The organism is Acidovorax bellezanensis, assembly GCF_025421555.1.
Taxonomy (GTDB): domain Bacteria; phylum Pseudomonadota; class Gammaproteobacteria; order Burkholderiales; family Burkholderiaceae_C; genus Comamonas; species Comamonas bellezanensis.
This window is the reverse complement of record NZ_JAODYH010000004.1, coordinates 508,892-523,592: the sequence shown is the minus strand read 5'-3', so window position 1 is coordinate 523,592 and position 14,701 is coordinate 508,892. Positions and strand designations below refer to the sequence as shown.

General features: G+C 65.4%; 14 protein-coding genes. 5 read left to right on the top strand and 9 right to left on the bottom strand.

Annotation, left to right across the window (positions count from 1 at the left end; all coding sequences use genetic code 11):
* Positions 1–47 precede the first annotated feature (47 nt).
* Positions 48–707, top strand: coding sequence for a cupin domain-containing protein (locus tag N0K08_RS10590; protein WP_261500257.1), 660 nt, complete (start codon positions 48–50; stop codon positions 705–707).
* A 48-nt stretch (positions 708–755) separates the two neighbouring features.
* Here the strand turns inward: N0K08_RS10590 and N0K08_RS10585 are convergent, their stop codons facing one another.
* Positions 756–1,706, bottom strand: a complete 951-nt coding sequence (locus N0K08_RS10585) for a LysR family transcriptional regulator (protein ID WP_261500256.1) — start codon at positions 1,704–1,706, stop codon at positions 756–758.
* A 108-nt stretch (positions 1,707–1,814) separates the two neighbouring features.
* Between N0K08_RS10585 and N0K08_RS10580 the strand changes: the two genes are divergently transcribed.
* Both N0K08_RS10580 and N0K08_RS10575 read left to right on the top strand, forming a co-directional pair.
* Entirely contained in the window at positions 1,815–2,891 is a 1,077-nt protein-coding gene (locus tag N0K08_RS10580; protein ID WP_261500255.1) for a TauD/TfdA family dioxygenase, read from the top strand.
* A gap of 36 nt (positions 2,892–2,927) precedes the next feature.
* On the top strand, positions 2,928–3,905 hold the full coding sequence (locus N0K08_RS10575; RefSeq protein ID WP_261500254.1) for a Bug family tripartite tricarboxylate transporter substrate binding protein: 978 nt from the start codon (positions 2,928–2,930) through the stop codon (positions 3,903–3,905).
* A gap of 115 nt (positions 3,906–4,020) precedes the next feature.
* On the opposite strand, the gene N0K08_RS10570 is transcribed toward N0K08_RS10575, so the two are convergent.
* The 8 genes from N0K08_RS10570 to N0K08_RS10535 form a co-directional block, all read right to left on the bottom strand.
* Positions 4,021–4,716 carry a PepSY-associated TM helix domain-containing protein gene (locus tag N0K08_RS10570; RefSeq protein WP_261500252.1) on the bottom strand — a complete coding sequence of 232 codons (696 nt, stop codon included), beginning with the start codon at positions 4,714–4,716 and terminating at the stop codon, positions 4,021–4,023.
* 161 nt (positions 4,717–4,877) lie between these two features.
* Positions 4,878–6,995 (bottom strand): TonB-dependent receptor, encoded by a 2,118-nt coding sequence (locus N0K08_RS10565; protein ID WP_261500251.1) that lies wholly within the window; start codon positions 6,993–6,995, stop codon positions 4,878–4,880.
* A gap of 362 nt (positions 6,996–7,357) precedes the next feature.
* The gene (locus tag N0K08_RS10560) at positions 7,358–8,524 is read right to left on the bottom strand and encodes an acyl-CoA dehydrogenase family protein (protein WP_261500250.1); all 1,167 of its coding nucleotides are present in this window, start codon (positions 8,522–8,524) and stop codon (positions 7,358–7,360) included.
* Between the two features lie 32 nt (positions 8,525–8,556).
* Positions 8,557–9,384, bottom strand: coding sequence for an IclR family transcriptional regulator (locus N0K08_RS10555; protein ID WP_261500249.1), 828 nt, complete (start codon positions 9,382–9,384; stop codon positions 8,557–8,559).
* Positions 9,385–9,538: 154 nt separating this feature from the next.
* A complete protein-coding gene (locus N0K08_RS10550) occupies positions 9,539–10,195 on the bottom strand; it encodes a DsbA family protein (RefSeq protein ID WP_261500248.1) in 657 nt (218 codons plus the stop codon).
* Positions 10,192–10,608 carry a disulfide bond formation protein B gene (locus N0K08_RS10545; RefSeq protein WP_261500246.1) on the bottom strand — a complete coding sequence of 139 codons (417 nt, stop codon included), beginning with the start codon at positions 10,606–10,608 and terminating at the stop codon, positions 10,192–10,194. The genes N0K08_RS10550 and N0K08_RS10545 overlap by 4 nt, the downstream gene beginning before the upstream one ends.
* Before the next feature lie 148 nt (positions 10,609–10,756).
* Positions 10,757–11,089 carry a hypothetical protein gene (locus tag N0K08_RS10540; RefSeq protein ID WP_261500245.1) on the bottom strand — a complete coding sequence of 111 codons (333 nt, stop codon included), beginning with the start codon at positions 11,087–11,089 and terminating at the stop codon, positions 10,757–10,759.
* Positions 11,090–11,133: 44 nt separating this feature from the next.
* Complete coding sequence (locus N0K08_RS10535) at positions 11,134–12,192, bottom strand: porin (RefSeq protein ID WP_261500243.1); 1,059 nt, start codon at positions 12,190–12,192, stop codon at positions 11,134–11,136.
* Positions 12,193–12,556: 364 nt separating this feature from the next.
* Between N0K08_RS10535 and N0K08_RS10530 the strand changes: the two genes are divergently transcribed.
* Together N0K08_RS10530 and N0K08_RS10525 are read left to right on the top strand one after the other, a co-directional pair.
* Complete coding sequence (locus tag N0K08_RS10530) at positions 12,557–13,504, top strand: GGDEF domain-containing protein (RefSeq protein ID WP_261500242.1); 948 nt, start codon at positions 12,557–12,559, stop codon at positions 13,502–13,504.
* Between the two features lie 135 nt (positions 13,505–13,639).
* On the top strand, positions 13,640–14,662 hold the full coding sequence (locus N0K08_RS10525; RefSeq protein ID WP_261500240.1) for a patatin-like phospholipase family protein: 1,023 nt from the start codon (positions 13,640–13,642) through the stop codon (positions 14,660–14,662).
* The last annotated feature ends 39 nt before the right edge of the window (positions 14,663–14,701 follow it).

Genomic DNA, 14,701 nt, shown 5'->3' with positions numbered 1-14,701 from the left:
AGCGCATTCAGCAGGTATTCTCGCCGGAGTGAACTGAAAGAACAGCCATGCTCGTCAACGCAGATTTTTCGCGCCGCGCCAGCGTCGCGCCCCACGAATACGAATGGGTGACTTCGCCCCAAGGCGGGGTCGAGCGGGTGATGCTGGACCGGCTGGGGGGCGAGAAAGCCCACGCCACCAGCATCGTGCGCTATGCCCCCGATTCGTATTTCCCCCAGCATTCGCACCCCGGCGGCGAGGAAGTCCTGGTCCTGGCCGGCACCTTCTCCGAAGACGGGGGCGACTACCCGGCGGGCTGGTATCTGCGCAACCCACCGGGGTCGTCCCACCGGCCGTCGAGCAAGGAGGGCGCGCTGATCTTCGTCAAGCTGTGGCAGATGCCGCCGGGGGAGAGCCGCCATGTGCGCATCGACACCCGCGACCCCGCGGCCTGGCACCGCGAAGCCGGGCGAGAGGTCTGTCCGCTGTTCTCGGACGGCGTCGAGCAGGTCAGCTTGCAGCGCCTGGCAGCGGGGGAAAGCCTGCGCGCCGATAGTCAGGGCGGTGTGGAACTGCTGGTGTTGGATGGGACGCTCGTCGCCGCGGACCAGAGCTGGGCGCGCGGCAGCTGGCTGCGCCTGCCCGCGGGCGATGGCCTGCAGATCAACGCGGGCGCCGAGGGCGCCAGCGTCTATCTCAAGACAGGCCACCTGGCCCGTCTGTCGTGAAGGCATAGTCCTTCAGACTGCACTTATCACCGGGGCGGGCGCAGACGCCTAGGACACCGGCTGGCCAGGTTTGGCATGGACCAGCTGGATATGCGGGCTGTGCTCCAGCCGGTGCATGGCCTCCTGCATGGATTGGCGCAAGGCCTGGGCGGCGGGCGAGAGGTCGCGGCCGTGCTTCTGGATGAAATACAGGTTGCGCCGCAACACGGGTTGCTGCAGCGGGCGGAACTTCAGGCCTGCGTGGATCAGGGGCTGGGCCGCCATGGCGGGCAGCGCCGCATAGCCCAGACCGCGCACCAGCAGGGGAAACAGCGACGGCATGGAGCCCACTTCGTAGGCCGGCTCCTGGTGGGGACGCATCAGCTTGGGATGCATGTCGATCAGCATTTGTATGCCGTTGGCGCGGTCGAGCTTGACCACGGTGTGCGGCTCCAGCGCGCTCCATTTAAGAGGGGCGCTGGATTCATTCAAGGGGTGGTCGGGGCCGAAGACCGCGCCGTAGACATCGGTCAGCACCATGCTGGTGTCCAGCCCCTCCACTTCCTGGAACAGCGTGTTCACCGCAAAATCCGCTTCGCCCGACAGCACGCGCCGGCAGGCTCCCGCCGTGGTTTCCTCGCACAGGCGCACCCGTATGCCCGGGTAGAGCTTGGCCATCTGCACGACGGCGGGCGACAGCACATAGTCGATGAACGAGGCGGCGGCGGCCACCACCACAAAGCCGCGCTGCCGGTTGGCCGTGTCCTGGAGGTTTTCCAGCGCCTCTGAGAGCTCGCGCAGCAGCCTGTCGGCCGTGGGCAGGAACTGCGCGCCCTGGGCCGTCAAGGCCACTTCGCGCGTGGAGCGGTCGAACAGGCGGCAGCCGATCTCGGACTCCAGCATCTTGATCGCTGCGGTCAGCGTGGACTGCGTCACATGCAGCCGGGTTGCGGCCCGGGTGAAGCTGCCTTCCCGGGCGACGGCGGCAAAGGCGCGCAGCTGTTTGATGGTGATGTTCATTGATTGATTGAGTGACTGAATAAATTTATCAAAATTATTCGTTTGTTTGATTGTAAGAGCCTGCCTAGACTGGGCGGCATTGTGAACACTTCCAGTGAAAGGAACACCATGACCGAAGTGATAGAGCGCCGTCCTCTCCTGGCTCCCCCGCAACTTCAGGGTCCTGCCGCCTGGCTGGGCTCGCAACTGGGCCAGCGCACCGACTGGATAGAAGTACTGACCCCTGCCGAGCTCGCGGAAATCGACCAGGCCATTCAGCGCTTCAAGGCCTCGGGCGCGGCCCTGGGCGATATTTCCACACAGACTTTTGCCCTGCCTTTGCTGGCGCCGCGCCTGGCGCGCATTCTGCAAGACGTGGTCCATGGCCGGGGCTTTGTGCTGCTGCGCGGCTTCGAAGTCGAGCGCTACAGCACTGAGGAGACGGCCATCGCCTACCTGGGCCTGGGCGCCTACCTGGGCAGTTTTCGTTCACAGAATGCCGCGGGCCATTTGTTGGGCCATGTGAAGGACACCGGGGTGGACATCAACAAGCCCACGGTGCGCTTCTACCAGACCAACCGCGCGCTGGAGTACCACACCGACTCCTGCGACATCGTGGGCCTGATCTGCCTCAAGCCTTCGCGTTCGGGCGGCGAGAGCCGCATCGTGAGCTCGGTGTCGGTCTACAACCAGATGATGCGCACGCGCCCGGATCTGGTCGAACAGCTGTTCCATGCCTTCCCCACGGACCGACGCGGCGAAGTGCCCGAAGGCGGCCTGCCCTGGTTCGATATCCCGGTCTTCCACTGGCACGCGGGGCAGCTGACCACGATTTATGTGGGCCAATACATCCGCAGCGCACAGCAGAACTTCCCCCAGGCCAGACGCCTCACGGCCAAGGAGCTGGAGGCACTGGATCTGCTCGATGCGCTGACCAATGACACGCAGCTGAACCTGGAGATGGAATTTCGGCCCGGTGACATGCAGTTTTTGCACAACCACCAGATCCTGCACTCGCGCACGGACTTCGAAGACTGGCCGGAGCCAGAGCGCAAGCGCCACCTCATGCGGCTGTGGCTGGCGCCCAAGGACGGGCGTGCGCTGCCCGAATGCTTTGCGCCGCGTTATGGCTCGGTGGTTCCCGGAGACCGGGGCGGCATCATCACCCGGCAAACCCAGCTGCGCTTTGTGCTGGACGCCGCCTGAAGAGGGGGCAGGCGCTCTTGTTTCTGAAAGAAGGCTATGGACCGTCGTAAATTTCTCATGACCGCACCGGCGCTCGCCGCGACCTGGACCTCAGGCCAGGCCGCAGCCTTGGTCTGGCCGCAGCAGCCCATCCGGCTGGTGAACCCCTATCCGCCGGGCGGCATTGTCGACATCCTGGCGCGGGCCGTGGCTGCCGACCTGGGCAAGGCCGTGGGCCAGCCGGTGGTGGTCGACAACAAGCCGGGAGCGGGCGGCAATATCGGCACGGCCTTTGTGGCCAAGGCGGCCGGCGACGCCCATACCCTGCTGCTGGGGGCCAGCGGGCCGCTGGCGATCAACGGGTCGTTGTACAAGAACCTGCCGTTCGATCCGCTCAAGGACTTCACGCCCATCAGCCTGCTGGCAGCGACGCCGCTGGTGCTGGTGACGTCCAGGAAATCCGGTATCACCAGCGTCAGCGATCTGATGAAGCACCTGAAAGGCAAGGATGGCGCGGCGTTCTACGGCTCGGCGGGCGCGGGCACGCCCCAGCACCTGGCGACGGAGCTGTTCCTGCAGCGGGCCAGGCTGTCTTGTGCGCATGTGGCTTACAAGGGCGGCGCCCCGGCCGTGTTTTCGGTACTGGCGTCGGAAGTGCTGTTTGCGTTCGAGAACCTGGCTTTGGTGAGCGCGCACATCGAGTCGGGTGCCATGAATGCTCTGGCCGTGACCAGCGCCAAGCGCGTGGCCTTGCTGCCCGGTGTGCCCACGGTCGCTGAAAGCGGCCTGCCGGGTTTTGAAGCCCGTGGCTGGTACGGCTTGCTGGCCCCGGCGGGGATTGCCACGGCGGTGAGCGAGCGCTTGACGCTGGAAACCTTGAAAATCGCGCGCGCCCCCCATTTTCAGAAGCTGGTGGCGAGCTTCGGCTCCGAAAACGTGGCGCAGGGGCCAGGGGAGTTCGGCAGGATCATTGCGGCGGATTCAGGCAAGTGGCGCAGCATCATCGCTGCGGGGAATATCCAGCTGGACATGTGATCGCCTACCGCCGGCGGGTACAGGCGCTGGCGCTATGCCAGCACGACCTGATCGGCTTCGAGATCCCGGCGTTGTGGGGGAAGCGGCCGGCGCCCGCATGGGGCGCGCAGCCGCCTCAGGCGATGCAGGCCAGCGTCAGCAGCAGCGTCAGGCAGGTGCCCGAGATGCCCAGGGCCAGCAGGCGTGAGCCGTGCAGGCGGGTCCAGAGCAGCAGGCCGGTCAGGGACAGCGCGATCAGTGCGCCGGCCAGGGTGTCGGTCAGCAGAATCCAGGCGGCGCTGGCGCCCGTGGCCATGTGCAGGCGGTTCAGGTGCGACAGAAAGTTCGGGTCCATGCGCTTGACGGCGATGGATTCGTTGCCGACCCAGTACTCGGCATTGACGGTTGCCGCGGGCGAGGCAAACGCGATCTGCCAGCGCTCGGGCTGGACCGCGCCCGGCCAGGGCGTGGGCCCGGCCGGCTCGATTTTCTTGGAGAAGGCCGGTCTGTCCATCCGCAGCTCTTTTTGCAGGTGCAGCGCCAGGGCGTCGATGTCCGGCGGCAGCGGCTGCGGCAGTTGCAGCTGCCACTGCGTATGGGCGTAGTTGGCGCCCGGAATCTTCATGGTCGCGCGGTGGTTGAGCAGCAGGCCGGTGGCGCCGAACAGCAGGCCCAGCACCGCCCCCCACATGCCCAGCCAGGCGTGGACGCGCCGCAGCGTTTTCAAGACGGTGGGGCGGTGCCAGCGCCTGGGCATGAACAAATGCCCGCCCCCTTGGGCGGGGCGCCGGGCCGGATGCACGGGTGGTGACAGCGTGTGCTTGCGATTCATCTCAGTTATCCATTCCGCGTTCGCGCCATCCGCGACGCATGAAACTGGCGTGTCCTAGCTCAGGGACATCGAGCAAGGGCCGCCCCGCAGCGAGGATGTCGTCCCCCTCCACCGCAGGTTGAGAGGGGGAGGCGGCAAAGCCGCTCAGGGGGTGTTGCATTTCAGAAACGATAGCGGGCCGTCAGTTGCACCGAGCGGGGAGCGCCGGGCATGTTCAGGTTGGCGACCGAGCCATGGCCGGAGACGATGTACTGGCGATCGAACAGGTTGTTGAGCTTGAGTTGCAAGTCCAGCCCGTCCATGCGGTAGTACACCATGGCGTCGGCCGTGGTGTAGCCGGGCAGGGTCACGGTATTGCCGGTATTGGCGAAGCGCGCACCGACCAGGTTCAGGCCCGCGCCCGCGCCAAAGCCATTGCCCAGCGCCTTGGTCAGCCAGAGGTTGGCGCTGTGCTTGGGCGTGAGCGTGGCGTGTTTGCCCTGCACGCGAACGCCGCCGTCAACGGCTGGCGACGAGGTCATCTTGGCGTCCAGGTAGGCATAGCCCGACCAGATCTGCCAGCCTTGCGGCAGCTCGCCGGTCAACGTCAATTCCAGACCGTTGGTGCGCTGCACGCCCAGGGGCACCAAGGTGTTGGTCACGGGATCGGTGCTCTTGATGTTGGTGCGTTCCAGCTTGAACAGCGAGGCCGTGGTCGAGACCTTGCCGTCGAGCAAATCCCATTTGACGCCCAGCTCCTGGTTGGTGGTCTTCTCGGGTGCGATCTGCGCGTTGTTGGCGGCCAGGGAGAAGGCCTCGCCCGAAGGCTGGAAGGACTTGCTGAGCGATGCGTAGTACGACACGGTCGCCGAGGGCTGGTAGACCAGGCCTACGCGCGGGCTCCAGGTGCCGTCCGTGCGGGCGAGATTGGGCTTGCCCGGCAGGCGTTCGGAGGTTTCCTGCTCGAAGCGGTCGTAGCGCAGGCCGGCCAGCGCCTTCCATTGCGGGGCCAGTTCAATCATGTCCTGGGTGTAGAACGCCAGGGTCTTGAAGGTGCCCAGGTTGTCGGCACCCGGCGTGCGCGAAGTGTGCAGCGGCAGCACCGGCAGCACGGGGTTGAACAGCGAGAATTCGCGGATCTTGCCTTGGGCATCGGTGACTGGCGCCGAGAAGTTCACCAGGTCCTTGTTCTGCTGGCCGACTTCCACGCCGTACAGCAGCTGGTGCTTCATGCCCAGGAGCTCGGTCTTTTGCGTCAGCTCGGTCTGGTTGGTCCAGCCGTGCTCCTCGCGGTAGACGTTGCCATGGTTGAGCGTGAAGGTTTGCTTCTTTTCGTCGACGCTGCGCGTCAGCGTGTTGTTGCGGTCCAGCGAATAGCTGTAGTAGCGGAAGGCATTGCGCAGCGACAGGCTGTCGTTGAGGCGGTGGTTCAGCGTCAGGCCGATGGAGTCGACGGTGGACGTGCTGGTGTCCACATCGCGTGCATTGGCCGCGCCGTAGTAGGCGCCGGGCGGCACCGCGACGGGGCGGCCGTTCAAGGCCGGGATGCCGAAGTCGGTGATGCGCTTGTCCTTGAGGTGGTCGGCCTGCAGCAGCAGGCTGGTGTCGCTGCTGGCTTTCCACAGCAGCGAAGCGGCCAGGGCCTGGCGCTTGAGGAATTGCGGGTCGCGGTAGCTGTCGGCGTCTTCGGCGGCGCCGGTGATGCGCCAGGACAAGCTGCTGTCCTTGGGCGCGCGCGCCAGGTCGAACTCGCCACGGCGCTGGTTCCAGCTGCCCAGCGTCACGCCGACTTCGTTCAGATCGATGCCGGGTTTCTTGGTGACGCGGTTGATCAGACCGCCCGACGAGCCGCGGCCGTAGAGCACGGCAGCCGGGCCCTTGAGCACTTCGACCTGCTCGACGTTGGACAGATCGCGGTAGTACAGCGCATCGTCGCGCATGCCGTCCACGAACTGGTCGGCGATCGCCGAGAAGCCGCGGATGGTGACCTGGTCGCGCTGGCCGTCGCCATGGGACAGGCCCACGCCGGGCACCATCTTGAGTACGTCTTGCATGGACTGCGCGGTCTGGTCGCGCAGCAGGCTTTGCGGCACGACGTTGACGGTTTGCGGGATGTCGCGCAGCGGCGCTTCGATCTTGGTCGCGCTGGTGGCGGTGGGAGGGTTGTAGGTCGGTTCCAGTTCGCGTGCGCTGCGGATCTGGATTTCACCCAGCGTTGCCTGCGCAGCCTGCTGGGCGAAGGCCCCACCAGAAATAGCCAGCCCCAATGCCGCGACCAGCGGACGGTATGTCATTGCCATGAGAGTCTCGAGAGATAGAAATTTTGGATGTGGTCTGGCTGGTCGCAGTCCACGGGCTCTCGAACTTCGATTGGCTAACACCTTTGTGGCGCGAAGTATAAATGCAAATCATTCTCAATTTACCGAACGTTTACATTCGCTTCATCTTTTGTTGGCATTGCATCTGGCAGGCGCTGACTCCGGGGCTTGGCGCTCCATGGTGCTTGCACCGCTTGCCTGCGAAACTGACGCGTCCTAGCCCAGGGGCACCGAGCCAGGGCCGCCCCGCAGCGAGGGTGCCGTCCCTCGCCGGGCCCCCCCCTCCACCGAAGGTTGAGAGGGGGAAGCGGGGGCCGGCCATCCGGCGGCAGCCGCACAGGGGGTCAATACGACTTCGGCAGTCCCAGCACCTTCTCGGCGATGAAGCACAGGATGAGCTGGGGGCTGATGGGGGCAATGCGCGGGATCAGGCTTTCGCGCAGGTAGCGCTCGACGTGATATTCCTTGGCGTAGCCATAGCCGCCGTGCGTCATCACCGCCTGCAGGCAGGCCTGGTAGCCGGCTTCGGCGCCCAGGTACTTGGCGGCGTTGGCTTCAGCGCCGCAGGACAGGCCGCGGTCGAAGCGGTCGGCGGCCTTGAGCATCATCAGGTGGGCGGCTTCCAGCTGCATCCAGCATTCGGCCAGCGGATGCTGGATGGCCTGGTTCTGGCCTATGGGGCGGTCGAAGACCACGCGCTCGTTGGCGTACCGGGCGGCGCGCTGGAGCGCGACCTTGCCCAGGCCGATGGCTTCCGAGGCGATCAGGATGCGCTCGGGGTTCATGCCGTGCAGGATGTACTGGAAGCCCTTGCCTTCCTCGCCGATGCGGTCTTCGACCGGCACTTTCAGGCCGTCGATGAACAACTGGTTGGTGTCCACGGCCTTGCGGCCCATCTTGTCGATGACGCGGGCTTCGACAAAGCGCCGGTCCAGGTCGGTGTAGAACAGGCTCAGGCCTTCGGTGGGCTTGCTGACCTGGTCCAGCGGCGTGGTGCGCGCCAGGATCAGCATCTTCTCGGCCACCTGGGCCGTGGAGATGAAGACCTTGGAGCCGCTGAGCACATAGTGGTCGCCGTTGCGCACCGCCTGGGTCTTGAGCCGCGTGGTGTTGAGGCCTGCATCCGGCTCGGTCACGGCGAAACAGGCTTTTTCCTTGCCCGCCACCAGCGGCGGCAGCATGCGGCGCTTTTGCTCGTCGTTGGCGAAGATCACCACCGGCGACAGGCCGAAGATGTTCATGTGCACGGCCGATGCGCCCGACATGCCCGCGCCCGAAGCGCTGATGGTCTGCATCATCAGCGCGGCTTCCGTGATGCCCAGGCCCGAGCCGCCATATTCCTCGGGAATGCAGATGCCCAGCCAGCCGGATTCGGCCAGCGCCGAGTGCAGCTCGTACGGAAAGCCGCCTTCCTTGTCTTTGTTCAGCCAGTACTCATCATCGAAACGTTCGCAGATGCGGGCGACGGCGTCGCACAGGGATTGCTGGTCGGAAGAGAGGTCGAAGTTCATGGTGGCAGGGTCCGCAGTGAAAATGAAAATACTCAATCAACGAGGGAAGAGGGCGCGCCCAGGGCGGTCTCTATGCTGCGCGCCAGCGTGGCCAGGCGCGGTCCTATGTCGTCCAGCAGCTGGCCGGGACGCAACTCGAAACGCGGCACGACGCAGGCGAAGACGTAGATCTCGTCCGCGCTGTCATTCGGGTGGGGGCTGCGCAAGGCCACGGCCACGGATTCGATCTGCTGGTTCAGATCGCCGTAGTTGACGCAAAAGCCGCGCTCGCTCAGATCGCGCCGCGTCTCCTGCATGCGCGCGTCCAGCCAGTCGCCACGCGCCGGGTCCTTGGCCTGCAGCGCCGCGGCATAGCCCTGGAACTGCTCGGGCGGCAAGGCGGCCAGGTAGGCGCGGCCCGAGGCCGTGCGCGGCAGCGAAATATGGCTGCCCATGGCCGGGCGCACCGTGGCGCAGTCCTTGGACTGGGCGAGCTCGATGAACACCAGATCCTGGCCCAGGCCCAGGCTCAGCGTGACCTGGCCGCAGGCGCGCTCGGCCAGCGCCTGCATGGGGCCGAAAGCCAGTTGGCGTATCGAGGCGCGCTCGAGCAGCGGCGCGGCCAGGTGGGCCAGGCCGGGTGCGGGCATGTAGCGCCCGCTGCGCTCTTCATAGCGCAGCAGGCCGGCGTCGCACAGCGTGCTGGCCAGGCGAAACAGCGTGGGCTTGGGCAGGCCGGTGGCGGCCATGAGCTCGCGCGCCGTGCGCGCCGGCGCATTCGGCGTGAAGGCCTGCAGCAACTGGATGCCGCGGGCCAGGGCGCTGCTGGCCGGTTTGTCCGCATCGGACGCGGCATCTTGAAAATGAGATTCTTGATCCATTTATTGATTCCAAAGAATCACTATGTCTTGAAAACTGGATCATATCCATAAAAAACGAGACATGTGTTTCGATTTTTAGATGGTTCTGGCGTTTTCGGCCGAAAAAAAGACCCATGGCCAGGCCATGGGTCCGAGCCTCAGGCCTGCAGCGGCCTTACTTCCTGGCCTTGGCCACTTCCTGCGCGACCAAGGCCGCCAGCTGCTCGGCGCCAAAGCTTTGCAGGGGCTGGCCGTTGACGAAGAAGCTCGGCGTCTTGGTGACTTGCAAGGCCTTCAAGTCCTCCACATCCTGCTGCAGCACGGCAGCGACTTCCGGCGTCGCGGCATCCTTCAAGGCCTGGGGCAGATCCAGGCCGGCCTGCGCGGCGGCCTGGAAGGCCAGCTCCACGTTGGGGCGGCCGTGATCGGCCCACATCGGCTGGGCGGCCAGCACCATTTCCAGCACGGGCCAGTACTTGTCCTGCTTCTTGGCGGCTTCCAGCAGCAGGATCACCTGGTCCGAGCCCTGGTGGAAAGGCGCATAGCGCAGCACCAGGCGCAGGTCGTCGGGGTACTGGCGCATCAGGCTCTTGACGATGGGGTAGAAGGCGCGGCAGGTCTCGCAGGCCGGGTCGAAGAACTCGACGATGGTCACGGGCGCATCGCGCGGGCCCAGCACGGGCGAATGCATGCGCACCAGGCGCTCCATCTGATCGCTGGCTTTTTGCGCCTGGGCGTCCTGCTCGCGGCCTTGGTAGGTTTTCATGCCGAAGAAGAACGCCAGGAGCACGAGGCCCAGCAGCAGGGTGACGGTGATTTTTTTGGAATTCATGGGGATTTTTTGCGTAAAGAAGCGATGAGCAGGACGGAGATGAGCACGAACGCGGCCAGCGACAGCCAGGGCAGTTGCAGGCCGTTGAAGATTTCCAGCGATTGCCGGGCGCAGGACACGCCCGCGCCGCAGGGAATCCAGGCCGCGGAGACCAGGCCCGCGACCAGCAGCGTGTGGTAGCCGGCCAGCAGCACGCCGGCGAGCGCCAGGGGCAGGGCGTAGACGGCGCCGCGCCGGTCGTCGCCATAGCAGGCGATGCCCAGGATCAGGGCCAGCGGGAACATGGCGATGCGCTGCCACCAGCACAGCACGCAAGGCGTCATGCCTATGACTTCGCCCAGGAACAGGGCACTGGCGGTGGCGACGACCGCCACCACCCAGGCGAGCAGTAAAAGAGTCCAGCTGCGGTTCATGGTCTGGGGCCGACCCGCAGGGCTGGAGCAGGGATGGACGGGCGCAGCCGCCCCTTGGAAGAAGACATCGATGGGAATCCCGAAAATGAATGGGACCCGCCAGCGCGGTGCGCGGGCAGGGTGAAAGAGCGCGGTGATGCGGCCCTGTTCAGGCCAGGGCCAGCCACTGCGGCCGTTCGGGGCGGCTCAAGGGCGGGGAGGTGGGGGCGCGCAGCGGAAGATCCGCGAACACGGCCGTGCCCGGGCTGGCGCCAGCGCTGTGGTGCGGGGGGCCGGCCAAGCCGCCATGGGCGTGGCAGGCTTCACAGTCCAGGCCCGCGGCCAGCGCGTGGCCTTCGCAGGCCGTCTGGCCGCAGCTGTGGTGGCTGGCGTGCACGGCGGCGGGCCGAGCGGGCGCGCAGCGACCGTCGCCGCAGCCGCCCGCCCAGGACAGTTGCAGCGGCAACAGTGCCCACAGTAAGACGGCCAGCCAGAATCGCATGCCGGGATTGTAGGCACTGCGGAGGCGGGCGTTCAGGCCCGGGCTCAGAAGTGGTGGCGAATGCCCACACCGATGGAGCGTACGCCGTGGCCGCTGTCGACCACCACGGGGACGCCGGCGAACGAGACCGAAGCGTTGCTGCGGTTGTCCAGCGACACCCAGCGGGCATAGACGGCCGTGCGCTTGCTTAGATAGTGGTCATAGCCCAGCGTCCAGAGGAACTGGCCGCGGGGCGTGCCGTCGACCTTGCGTTCGGTCACGCCGGCGAGCACGCGCGAGGTGGAAGCGGCATTCCACTCCAGCCCGACGTTGATGAACTTGGCGGTGGGCGTGGTGGCCACGTCCAGGCTGTTGCGAATGTAGTTGGCCGACAGCCGCAGCGTGGGCGTGATGGCCACCGAAGCGTCTATGGACTGGTAGGTGGTCGTGGTGGGATGGGCCACCGGGGCCGCGGCCGAGCCCGAGCGCGATTTCTGCAAGCCGTAGCCGATGTAGAAAGGCTTGCCGTTCCAGCCTATGGTGCCGCCGTAGAGGTTGCCGCTGCTTTTGCTGGCCCCCGAGGATTCGCCCGGCGCGACGGCAATGTCGAGCACGAAGGGTAGGCCGGCCGGCGTGCGGTAGCGCAGCATATTGTTGGCGCGCGCGGCAAACGGCGTCAGTCCGGACTGCGCGTCGATGGCGGCGATCAGGCTCAGCGGCGCGTAAACCGTGTTCAGGTTGAAGGGGTCGGCACGCAGCAGGGCGTAGAACATGGGCGTGTACATGCGGCCCATGTCCACCGAGCCCCAGGCGCCGCTCAAGCCCACGGAAGCCTGGCGGGTGAATGCCAGGCCGGGGCCGGGAATGGTGCCCGCGCCGGTATCGCCGGCCAGGCCGGCTTCCAGTGTGAAGTTGGCGCGCAGACCGCCGCCCAGGTCTTCGCTGCCGCGAAAGCCCAGGCGCGAGGCGGCATTGCCCCCATCATCCATGCGGGTCACGCGGGTGGGGCCGGATTTGGCGCTGTGGACGAAGAGGTCGACCGTGCCATAGACGGTTACGCTGCTTTGCGCGCCGGCACTGCCACAGACCGCGAAGGCCAGGGCGGCCATGGTTGCTTTTTTCAATGCTGTCCCCTAGTGATTTATGGGTTGCGGCGGCACAATGCGACTGAGCTGCTCAGCTGCGTGCCGATTCGCAGGGCCAATGTAGGAGGGGGGGCGGCCGCACTCAGTCAAGCAGTTAACAGTTGGCCGCATTTGGCTTTCAGGAATACCCTGCCAGGGGGCAACCCGCATGCGGGCGGCCGGCAAGCGCTTGCCGGGCGCTGGTGTCTGCCGCATATGGTGCGGCTTGCGCATGCCATATTCATGGGACTGCATCCAAGGCCTGAATCTGCATTCTTGGCTCTAACATGGTCTGGAGAGGTGGAAAAGCCTGTCACCATTCGTCAGTTCGGTATTTCACCGCCATTGACCAGAGAACATTGATATGCCCAATTCCAGCGAATTCAGCAAAGACAGCGCGGTTTACAGAACATTGCTGGAATCCACCAAAGCCATCCCCTGGAAAATCGATTGGGCAAGCATGAAGTTTGCCTACATAGGCCCCCAGATCGAAACGTTGCTGGGCTGGAGCCAGGACAGCTGGGTCAGCGTCGAGGACTGGGCCAAGCGCATGCACGTCGACGATCGCGAGCATGTGGTGAATTTCTGCGTGGCGCAATCCCAGGCCGGAGCCGACCACGAAGCCGACTACCGGGCGCTGACCAAGGACAACGGCTATGTCTGGATACGCGACGTGGTGCACGTGGTGCGCAATGACAAGGGCGAAGTCGAGTCGCTGATCGGCTTCATGTTCGACATCAGCGAACGCAAGAAGACCGAGGAAAAGCTGCTCACCATGCAAAGAGAGCTGGAAACGCTGTCGTTCAAGGACGGGCTGACAAGCATTGCCAACCGGCGCCAGTTCGATGTCAGTTTCGAGCTGGAGTGGAAAAATGCGCGCAACAATCGCCAGCCCTTGTCCATGCTGATGTTCGACATCGACTTCTTCAAGCAATACAACGACCTCTACGGCCATATCCGGGGTGACAAATGCCTGGTGGACATCGCGCAGACCTTGAGTCTGGCGCTCGACGGACTGCGCGATATGGTGGCGCGCTTTGGCGGCGAGGAATTTGTCGTCCTGCTGCCCCAGACCGACGCGGCCGTGGCCTGGAAAGTCGCCGAGCGCTGCCAGCGGCTGGTCCAGCGGCGTGCCATCGATCACGCCCAATCGCCCCATGGCCAAATGCTCACCGTGAGCATAGGCGTGGGCACCGTGATCCCCGATGAGCACATGAAGCCCGCCAGCTTCATCGAGGCGGTCGATCTGCGGCTGTACGCCGCCAAGAAAAACGGCAGAAACCGGATCGAGACCCTGCAGGCCGTGGCCTGAATCCGCCAGTTTCCGAGCCAAGCCGGCTGCGGCAATCGTCATGGCGCTATCGTTTTTGATGTGATAAGCACTGCCGGGAGCTCGGTTGCCGCCTGCCGCTATACTGCTTTTCCGATGAAAGCAGTACTTCCCCGCATGCGTTTGAACGACTTTTTGCGCCCTCTGGCGTGTGTGGGCCTGCTGGCCCTGGCCGCCTGCGGCAGCAACCCGCCGCGCACTTCCGCCGCCGCGCCCGAAGCCAGCGATCAGGCACCGATACGCATAGGCATTGCGCTGGGCGGCGGCGCCGCCAAAGGCTTCGCCCATATCGGCGTGATCAAGATGCTCGAAGCCAACGGCCTGACGCCGGCCGTGGTTGCGGGCACCAGCGCGGGCAGCGTGGTCGGCGCGCTCTACGCCAACGGCATGAATGCGTTCGAGCTGCAGGAAAAGGCCGTGGCGCTGGACGAAGCCAAGATCCGCGATCTGCAGCTGTCCTCGGGCGGGCTGATCCTGGGCCAGAAGCTGCAGGACTATGTGAACGAACAGGTCCAGAGCAAGCCGCTGGAACGCCTGGCCAAGCCTTTCGTGGCCGTGGCCACGCGGCTCGAAGACGGCGAGCGCACGGTGTTTGCGCGTGGCAACACCGGCCAGGCCGTGCGTGCATCAAGCAGCATTCCCGGCGTGTTCCAGCCGGTGCGCATCGGCAAATACCACTTTGTCGACGGCGGCCTGACCAGTCCCGTGCCCGTGGATGCGGCGCGCCAGCTGGGTGCCGATCTGGTGATTGCCGTGGACATCTCCAACAAGGCCAGGGGCAAGGTGGCCGAGCACATGCTGGGCACCATGGGCCAGTCGATTGCCATCATGGGCCAGAAACTGGGCGAGGCCGAGCTGGCCCGTGCCGACGTCACTATCCGCCCCAAGGTGCTGGACATGGGGCCGGCCGACTTCAGCCAGCGCGCCCAGGCCATCGTCGAAGGCGAAAAAGCCGCCCTGGCCGCCATGCCGCAAATCCGCGCGCGCGTTGCCCAGTTGCAGGCCGAACGCGCCCAGACCACGCGCCTGGCCCAGCAGCAGGAAGCCCAGTCCCAGTACCAGGCCTGCCTGGAAAAGCGCTCGCGCCTGCAGAAAATCGCGGGCATGGCCGGACTGGAAAGCGACTGCGTCAAGCCTTGAATTGAATCACCCCCTGAGACGCTGCGCCGGATGGCCGGC